Annotated in this window: 7 protein-coding genes; 6 read left to right on the top strand and 1 reads right to left on the bottom strand. The window is 31.6% G+C overall.

Annotated features, from left to right (window positions below; all coding sequences use genetic code 11):
- The first annotated feature begins 120 nt into the window (after positions 1-120).
- From FOT98_RS19595 to FOT98_RS19580, 4 genes are all read left to right on the top strand, one after another.
- Positions 121-489 carry a response regulator gene (locus FOT98_RS19595; RefSeq protein WP_063263377.1) on the top strand — a complete coding sequence of 123 codons (369 nt, stop codon included), beginning with the start codon at positions 121-123 and terminating at the stop codon, positions 487-489.
- Positions 486-2,270: a sensor histidine kinase gene (locus FOT98_RS19590; protein WP_063263376.1), complete on the top strand. Its 1,785-nt coding sequence runs from the start codon at positions 486-488 to the stop codon at positions 2,268-2,270. Before FOT98_RS19595 ends, FOT98_RS19590 begins: the two co-directional genes overlap by 4 nt.
- A gap of 126 nt (positions 2,271-2,396) precedes the next feature.
- A complete protein-coding gene (locus FOT98_RS19585; RefSeq protein ID WP_063263375.1) occupies positions 2,397-3,080 on the top strand; it encodes an N-acetylmuramoyl-L-alanine amidase family protein in 684 nt (227 codons plus the stop codon).
- A 255-nt stretch (positions 3,081-3,335) separates the two neighbouring features.
- The gene (locus FOT98_RS19580; protein WP_063263374.1) at positions 3,336-4,178 is read left to right on the top strand and encodes a polysaccharide deacetylase family protein; all 843 of its coding nucleotides are present in this window, start codon (positions 3,336-3,338) and stop codon (positions 4,176-4,178) included.
- A 190-nt stretch (positions 4,179-4,368) separates the two neighbouring features.
- Here FOT98_RS19580 and FOT98_RS19575 read toward each other — a convergent pair whose 3' ends face one another.
- The gene (locus FOT98_RS19575) at positions 4,369-4,917 is read right to left on the bottom strand and encodes a TetR/AcrR family transcriptional regulator (RefSeq protein WP_063263373.1); all 549 of its coding nucleotides are present in this window, start codon (positions 4,915-4,917) and stop codon (positions 4,369-4,371) included.
- A gap of 173 nt (positions 4,918-5,090) precedes the next feature.
- Here FOT98_RS19575 and FOT98_RS19570 point away from each other — a divergent pair, with 173 nt between their 5' ends.
- Both FOT98_RS19570 and FOT98_RS19565 read left to right on the top strand, forming a co-directional pair.
- Complete coding sequence (locus FOT98_RS19570; protein ID WP_063263372.1) at positions 5,091-6,545, top strand: DHA2 family efflux MFS transporter permease subunit; 1,455 nt, start codon at positions 5,091-5,093, stop codon at positions 6,543-6,545.
- 214 nt (positions 6,546-6,759) lie between these two features.
- Positions 6,760-7,122, top strand: coding sequence for a Na-translocating system protein MpsC family protein (locus tag FOT98_RS19565; protein ID WP_000798165.1), 363 nt, complete (start codon positions 6,760-6,762; stop codon positions 7,120-7,122).
- The last annotated feature ends 541 nt before the right edge of the window (positions 7,123-7,663 follow it).

Genomic DNA, 7,663 nt, shown 5'->3' with positions numbered 1-7,663 from the left:
CAATCGGACTTTTATGGGCAGTTGATCCCACACCTAACTTCTTTGCTTTCGCTGCATTTTGAGGTGGGGGTCTTACTGCCCATTAAAGCGGGATAAAATAAATCGTGGAGAAGATAAAAGATGCAAAGAACAATATTAATTGTAGAAGATGAAGATATTTTACGTGAGATTATGAAGGATTACTTATTAAACGAAGGGTATAACGTCTTAGAGGCGATTGATGGAAAAGAAGCGTTATTTATATTTGAAGAGCATGAAGTGCATTTAATTATTTTAGATATTATGTTACTGGAATTAGATGGCTGGGCGGTCTGTCGGCGAATTCGGAAGAAATCTAATGTACCTATTATTATGCTAACAGCTCGGGTGGATGAGGAGGATCGCACTGTTAATAGTCATATTCGTAATTTGCGTCATAAATTAGGACAAAAGGCAGCTTGTATTGTAACTGTTGTACGAGCTGGTTATAAATTTGAGGGACAAGTATGAAAAAAGGAATTGTATTAAAGTTATTTATATTAACAACAGCATTATGCACACTTATTTTAGTAACTATTTTTATTGGACAAACTATATTTTTTAAGCAATACTACGCAAATCGAAAAGTGAATGATATTAAAACAAATATTCAATCCTTTGAAAAAGCATATGTAAAAGCTGGGGATGACGCGAAAGCAATTCAAGAATTGGAACAAAATTTCTATCAAGAGAATGCGACATGGATTACAACGTTAGATCGTGCAGGTAATATAAAATATGCAAATGATTTCTCTTTAGAAATTCAATTAGACCCTAGCGAAAATAAGAGATTTTCTGAACGTTCCATTCACATACCGTTGTATAGTTTTATCAATTTAGAAGATATAGAAAGGATGAAATATAGTTTAGAACAAGGAAGCCATATTATTATCGATGGAGTACAGAAGGGGGATATAGCAGTCCCTGCGATGTTAACGATAAAAGAGAAAAATGTTGGGCTGGAGAACAAGCAACTGTCAGAAAGATTGTATGGGCCAAAAGCTGTATCTTCAAAAGAAAGTTCACAATTATATTTAGCAGGAAGCATTCAGAACGTGGAATTACCAGAGGGGGCTGTAGGAACGAACTTTATATATGGAAATCGTGTGCTTATAGATAGAATAAAGCAATTTCAGGTTGATTTATTATTGAATCAAAAATCTAATGATGCTACTTCTACAGAAATAATGGATTACGAAGAAAATAATATTAAATATAAGCTATTAATCAAACCAACAACAGCTACAGATGGTGAGATAAACTATATTTTTGCTATGACATCATTGCAACCAGTTGATGAAGCAGTACAAATGATAAAGGATTATTATGTATATTTAATTATCTTTGTACTAATTTTAATTGTGTTGATATCGTTCTATTACTCCAAAAAAATAGCCAAACCATTATTACAAATAAATAACACTACCAAAAAAATTGCAGGTTTAGATTTCTCTGAGACGATACCTATTACTACAAACGATGAAATAGGTGATTTATCACAAAATATTAATACGCTTTCTACAGCTTTGCATTCGTATATTCATCAATTGCAGCAAGATATAGAAAAAGAAAAGCAATTAGAAAATACACGTAAAGAATTTATCGCGGGTGTTTCACATGAGTTAAAAACACCTTTAAGTATTATGAAGAGCTGCATTTCAATTTTGGAAGATGGTGTTGCTAGTAATAAAAAGGAGTATTACTTTAAAGCAATGTCCAAAGAAGTAGATAAAATGGATATGCTCATTATAGATATGCTGGAGTTAGCAAAATTCGAATCTGGTACGTATAAAATGGAAATAGATGTCTTTCATATTGATGAGATGATTGATTATATATGTGAGCAATTAACCTCGGATATAACAGCTAAGCAATTACATGTTCATAAACAACTTTCTAAAATTGAGGTTGTTGCAAACCAACATCGCATAGAACAAGTTATAACGAATTTTATTACGAATGCGATTCGCTATACACCAGAGCAGGAGAATATTATTATTTCTACAATAGAAGAGAATGAACGTGTAAAAGTATGTGTAGAAAATAAAGGTGCACATATTGAACTAGAACATTTAGAAAAAATATGGGATCGTTTTTATCGTGGAGATACGTCTCGTCAACGCTCCAAAGGTGGAACAGGATTAGGCCTTGCTATTTCAAAGAATATATTAGAGTTGCATGGTGCGGAATATGGTGTTTCGAATACAGAAGATGGAGTATTATTTTATTTCTATTTAAATAAAAACGTGTAGAATTTTTGTTCTACACGTTTTTATCATTTTTAAATGAAATCGACATTATCTGCATTTTATCTTTATGAGCATTCATTACTATTTTCATTAGAAACGGAATGAAAAGCTGATAAGGAGATTGTTAAAATGAAAAAAAGAGCGATATTGCTTTTGCTTATTATAATAATAATGGGTACAGGTGTTAGTTTCATACATGCTAAGGGGCACAAAAATATATCAAAAGAGGATTTACGATTAGAAGGAAAAACAATTGTAATTGATCCGGGGCACGGTGGAGGAGATAGAGGGACGAAAGGAAAGAAATTTGGAACGGTTGAAAAAGAACTTAATTTAAAAGTAGCACAAAATATAAAGAAAGGATTAGAAGAAAGAACGGATGCAAAAGTTATATTAACACGCGAAAAAGATATGAGTTTACTTCCAGAAACAAAACAAAAAGAAGAATTACAAGCGCGTGTCAAAGTAGCAAAAGACCATGCGGCGGATCTTTATATTAGCATTCATCATGATGCTTTTGAGGATACAAATGTAAAAGGAGTAACAACTCATTATGGATCTAATAAAAGGAAAGATAAAAAATTAGCAAAGGTCGTACAAGAAGCTATTTTTGATCAAAATATAGACAGCCGAGATCGAGGCGTTCATGGCAGTGATTTTCTTGTCTTACGAGAAAATCCTTCCCCGGCTATCTTAATTGAGTTAGGATTTACATCTAATGCCAGTGATGAAAAAAGAATGAATTCAGAAGAATTCCAGGCAAAATCGCAACAAGGTATTGTGGATGGCATTATTAATTATTTTATTATGTAATAAAATAGGCAAGTAGAAAAATACTATTCTTTCTAAATCTTAATTAGAAAGAGTAGTATTTTTTATTTTGAGTGTATATCCAGTTTTCAAATTTAAGAATTAACTTAACTTTATTCTTTAACTGATTTCGACATTATCTGCATTTTATCTTTATCCATCTCTATTAATCTATTTATTGTAAACACCGGTTGAAACTAATAATTCAGCCTTACAAATAATGAATATGAAAATTAATAGGGAAAGGATCGGAAAATCATGAAAGAATCGAAAAATAAGAAAAAAACAAGTGTAGTAACGAAGGCAATCATATCTTTAGGAGTTGTTTTAGCAACGACCTTTTTCACATTCTTCTTAATTGGGAAATGGAACTCTACTCCAACGAAGGGAGTAGCTAATGAAAGTAGTAATCAAGTTAGTACGCAACAACAAGAAAAGAAAAAGGAAACACCACCAGCAAAACAGAAAAGACCTGATGGAAAACCGGTAGGAAAAGTTGTGTATTTAACATTCGATGACGGTCCTAGCGAACTAACTGGGAAATTTTTAGATGTACTAAAAGAGCAAAATGTCGCCTCGACATTTTTTATGCAAGGTAGTAATTTACAAAATACAGGTTTTCAGGAAAATGTAAAACGAGCAGTAAAAGAAGGGCATTATATTGGTGCTCATAGTATGACACATAATAGTGAGAAGCTATACAAAAAAGGACAATTTGTACCAGAGATGAAAGAAACGTTAGATCTTATTCATAATATTACGGGTACAACTCCTAAACTAGTTCGTCCGCCATATGGATCTGCACCAGGATTAAAGGGTGAGGAAATTCGTAATCAAATTGTAGAAGCAGCAATAAAAGTTTGGGATTGGACAATAGACTCAAATGATTGGAAATTAAAAGATAATCCAACTCAGATTATCGAAAATGTAAAGAAACAAACAACAGAAGAAGTAGAAGTTGTTTTAATGCATGAAAAGGTGCAAACATTACAAGCACTTCCGGAAATCATTAAATTCTATAAGGAAAATGGATATGAATTTGGTGTTTACAATGATGCAGATCATTTTCGACTAAACTTCCAGAAAGATCAACGTCTATAGTATAAACATAGTTATCTTAAAAGATGTTTGTATTACTAAAACAATAACTAAGACAAAGTCGATTTCCATGAAGTGTACCCCGATTGTTAAGCATATTCTAACAATCGGGGTATTTTTTATATTCAAATTCTCTTAGCGTATGAAATTCGCATTTTTCTACATAGCGAAATAGGACTTACACGCTCTAACCTCATTGTCCTCTGTACATGAAATAAATTTGGTTTGTAATATAATCTGAACTAAATTGAAGTCCATTTTTTATCCACCACATGATGATTCCTACCAATGAAGCGGTTTTAATCTCAATGGCAACATAATCTTCGGGTAGCTCTGTCTCACTATTATTTCTGCGCGTTTCTACTAATTTCTTTATTAATAGAAATAATTGTTCCTCAAAATGATTCATATTAAATAAAATAGATAAATAATGTCGATGAATATATAAATAATCAAGCAATTGTGTTAACTGTTGTTTTTCTGATAAATTGCTTACGTGTATTAAAGCAGTAATTTTATTAGAAAGTTCGTTTGAAATTTCATCAGTGAGTTGCATGAGTAAATCCTGAATATCTTGATAGTGTAAGTAAAATGTTGTCCGATTTAACCCAGCTTTGTTTGCTATTTTCTGCACTGTTAAATTTGAAATGGTGGATTCCTCCTGTAAAAGGGAATAGACAGCATTTTTAAACATTTCTCTTGAACGAAGTGTACGAGGATCCTCTTTTTTAGATGTAGACATTTTGAAACTCCTTTATAGATTTTTCTTTGACTTTCTCGACATAGCATATTTTCAATGTCGATTAATGAACATTTTCAACAAAATTGTTCATGGTCAAGAATATGTATCTTTGTTACTATGAATTTTATCGACACTGTGTCGATAATGCAACTATAGAAAAAGGGAGTTTAGAAATGGAGAAGGGAATAACAGAAAGAAATAAGAAAGTTTTATTACTTGTACTAATTGCTGGCTGTTTTTTATCAACATTAAACCAGACGTTACTAAATGTAGCGATGAGTAACTTAATGGAGGTATTTGATGTTACAGCTGCAACTGTACAATGGTTAGCAACAGGATTTATGCTCGTAAACGGTGTGTTAGTGCCAATTACGGCATTTTTAATGAAGCGTTTTACAACGAGGCAATTATTTACTAGCTCAATGATTTTTTTATTCATCGGAACATTACTATGTGCCGGTGCCATCAATTTTGGCATGTTATTAACAGGAAGAATGATTCAAGCAATTGGGGCAGGAATTATTATGCCGCTTATGATGACAGTTATTTTATATTTATATCCTAGTGAAAAGCGCGGGAGTATTATGGGAACTATCGGCTTTGCTATGATTTTTGCGCCAGCCATTGCTCCAACGTTATCTGGTTTTATCATTGAATATGTATCATGGAGATGGTTATTTATTGGATTAGCTCCATTTTTATTCATCGTCATTATTCTTGCGCTAAAATATTTAATGAACGTTGCAGATACGACAAAAGCAAGATTGGATATTGTAAGTGTCATTTTATCAACGATTGGCTTTGGTTGTGTTTTATTTGGATTCAGTAGTGCAGGAAGTAAGGGATGGGATCACCCGATTGTTATTACGACAATTATTACCGGGGTACTTGTTACAACGCTATTTTGCTTACGTCAAATAAAGTCTAACGATCCATTATTAAATTTATCCGTATTTAAGTATAAAATTTTTACTCTTACATCAGTGATCAATGTACTTATCACGATGATTATGTATGCTGATTTAATTCTTTTACCGATTTACTTACAAAACGGAAGAGGCTTTACCGCATTTGAATCAGGTTTACTTCTATTACCTGGAGCGGTCATTAATGCATTCCTATCACCAATTACAGGTAAAATGTATGATAAATACGGAGCAAAACCACTCTTTATTACAGGGTTAGTATTTATTATTATTTCGATGTGGGGTGTAATTGATTTAACTGAATCCACAACGTATATGTATGTAATGGTGCGTACTATTATTTTACGAATTGGGTTAAGTTTCATTTCAATGCCTTTAAATACAGCAGGACTAAATGCTTTACCTAGAGAATTAGGTTCACATGGTTCAGCCGTAAATAATACGGTTCGTCAATTAGCCGGTGCTATTGGAACAGCAGTTGTTATTACTGTATATACGACTCAAGCAAGTTTACATGCTTCAGAGTTATCTTTACAAAATGGAAATATTACAGCTATTCAACTAGCGAAATTATCCTCTATTTTCGGCTCAAGTGATGCGTATCTATTCATGTTATTCTTATCTTTCGTAGCATTAATCTTTGCATGTTTCATGCCTAAAAAAGTGGCAACTCAAAAACTTGAAAGTAAGACAAGTAATTAGAATCGTTTATAGAGTTGTTTAGAAAGTATATGATGAAAGAAAAGCAAGTGATCTAATAATTAAGGTCATTTGCTTTTCTTTTTGTTTATGAACTTAACTTTATAAGAGTTCTTTTTTATAATTACTATAATTTCTACTTAGGAATTGAAAATAAAATTAATCCAGATTATTATATTGTTATTGTAAATTTATTTTATTGAAGGAGGATACATAAATGAAAAACTCAAAAGGTTCTATTGAATCAGAGATAAGTAAAGCAATTACTCACTGGGAAAAGGACTATCTAGGACGCGGGTCTATATCCGTTAAGACAGATATATTACGGGATATGATTATTGTAAATTTACAAGGTATTTTAACGCCGGCTGAATATACTGTGTGCGAAACAAAAGACGGTATGCTAACGATAAAGAAAAATCGTTCGGAGCTAGTTGAATCTGGAATTGAAGATTTAAAAGAGATTATACTAGAATTAACTGGAGAGAAAGTGAAAAGCTTTCATACGGATATAAGTTCCCGTACAGGTGAACGAGTAATGATTTTTAAATTGCTTCATAATCTTGAGGAGAAGTTTTAAAAATAAAAAACATCTTAAGATTAGTGGAAGGATTAAGAAACCTACAAGTTTTGCATTTTATTAACATACTAACAATTAAAAATTTGAAGTTATTTAGGTATAATAAATCTTAAAAACGGATAAATAAATTGACAAACTATTTAATATGGTTTATCTTATAATTGTTTTAAAAAATTGATAGATGCTCATTTTAACAGTTTTCTATAATTAAGGCTTTAGCATTTTTTTAATATGTAATATTGACTAAATGAAAAAGTTTCTTAATGAAAAGATAGCGTATAACATAAATTGATATATTGATTGCATAATCTAGGAGATCAGAAATATACTTTTCTTTTTAACAGGAGTAATACATACATTCCTTTATAAAATGGGAGCTCTTCAAAAAAACTTTATTGAAGTTAGTTGAAGGGAAACCGACAATCTCCATAATTCAATGATGATATAAAATCATTGAATTATGGAAGTTGTCGGTTTTTTTTATGGAAAAAAACGATGTACTAAAAAGAGTGAATGAAAATTGAAATTAAAAAACTATCTT

Origin of the sequence: Bacillus sp. HY001 (assembly GCF_007558965.1) — a bacterium.
Lineage (GTDB): Bacteria > Bacillota > Bacilli > Bacillales > Bacillaceae_G > Bacillus_A > Bacillus_A mobilis.
Note: the sequence above shows the minus strand (reverse complement) of the source record. Positions and strands in the feature narration are given on the sequence as shown.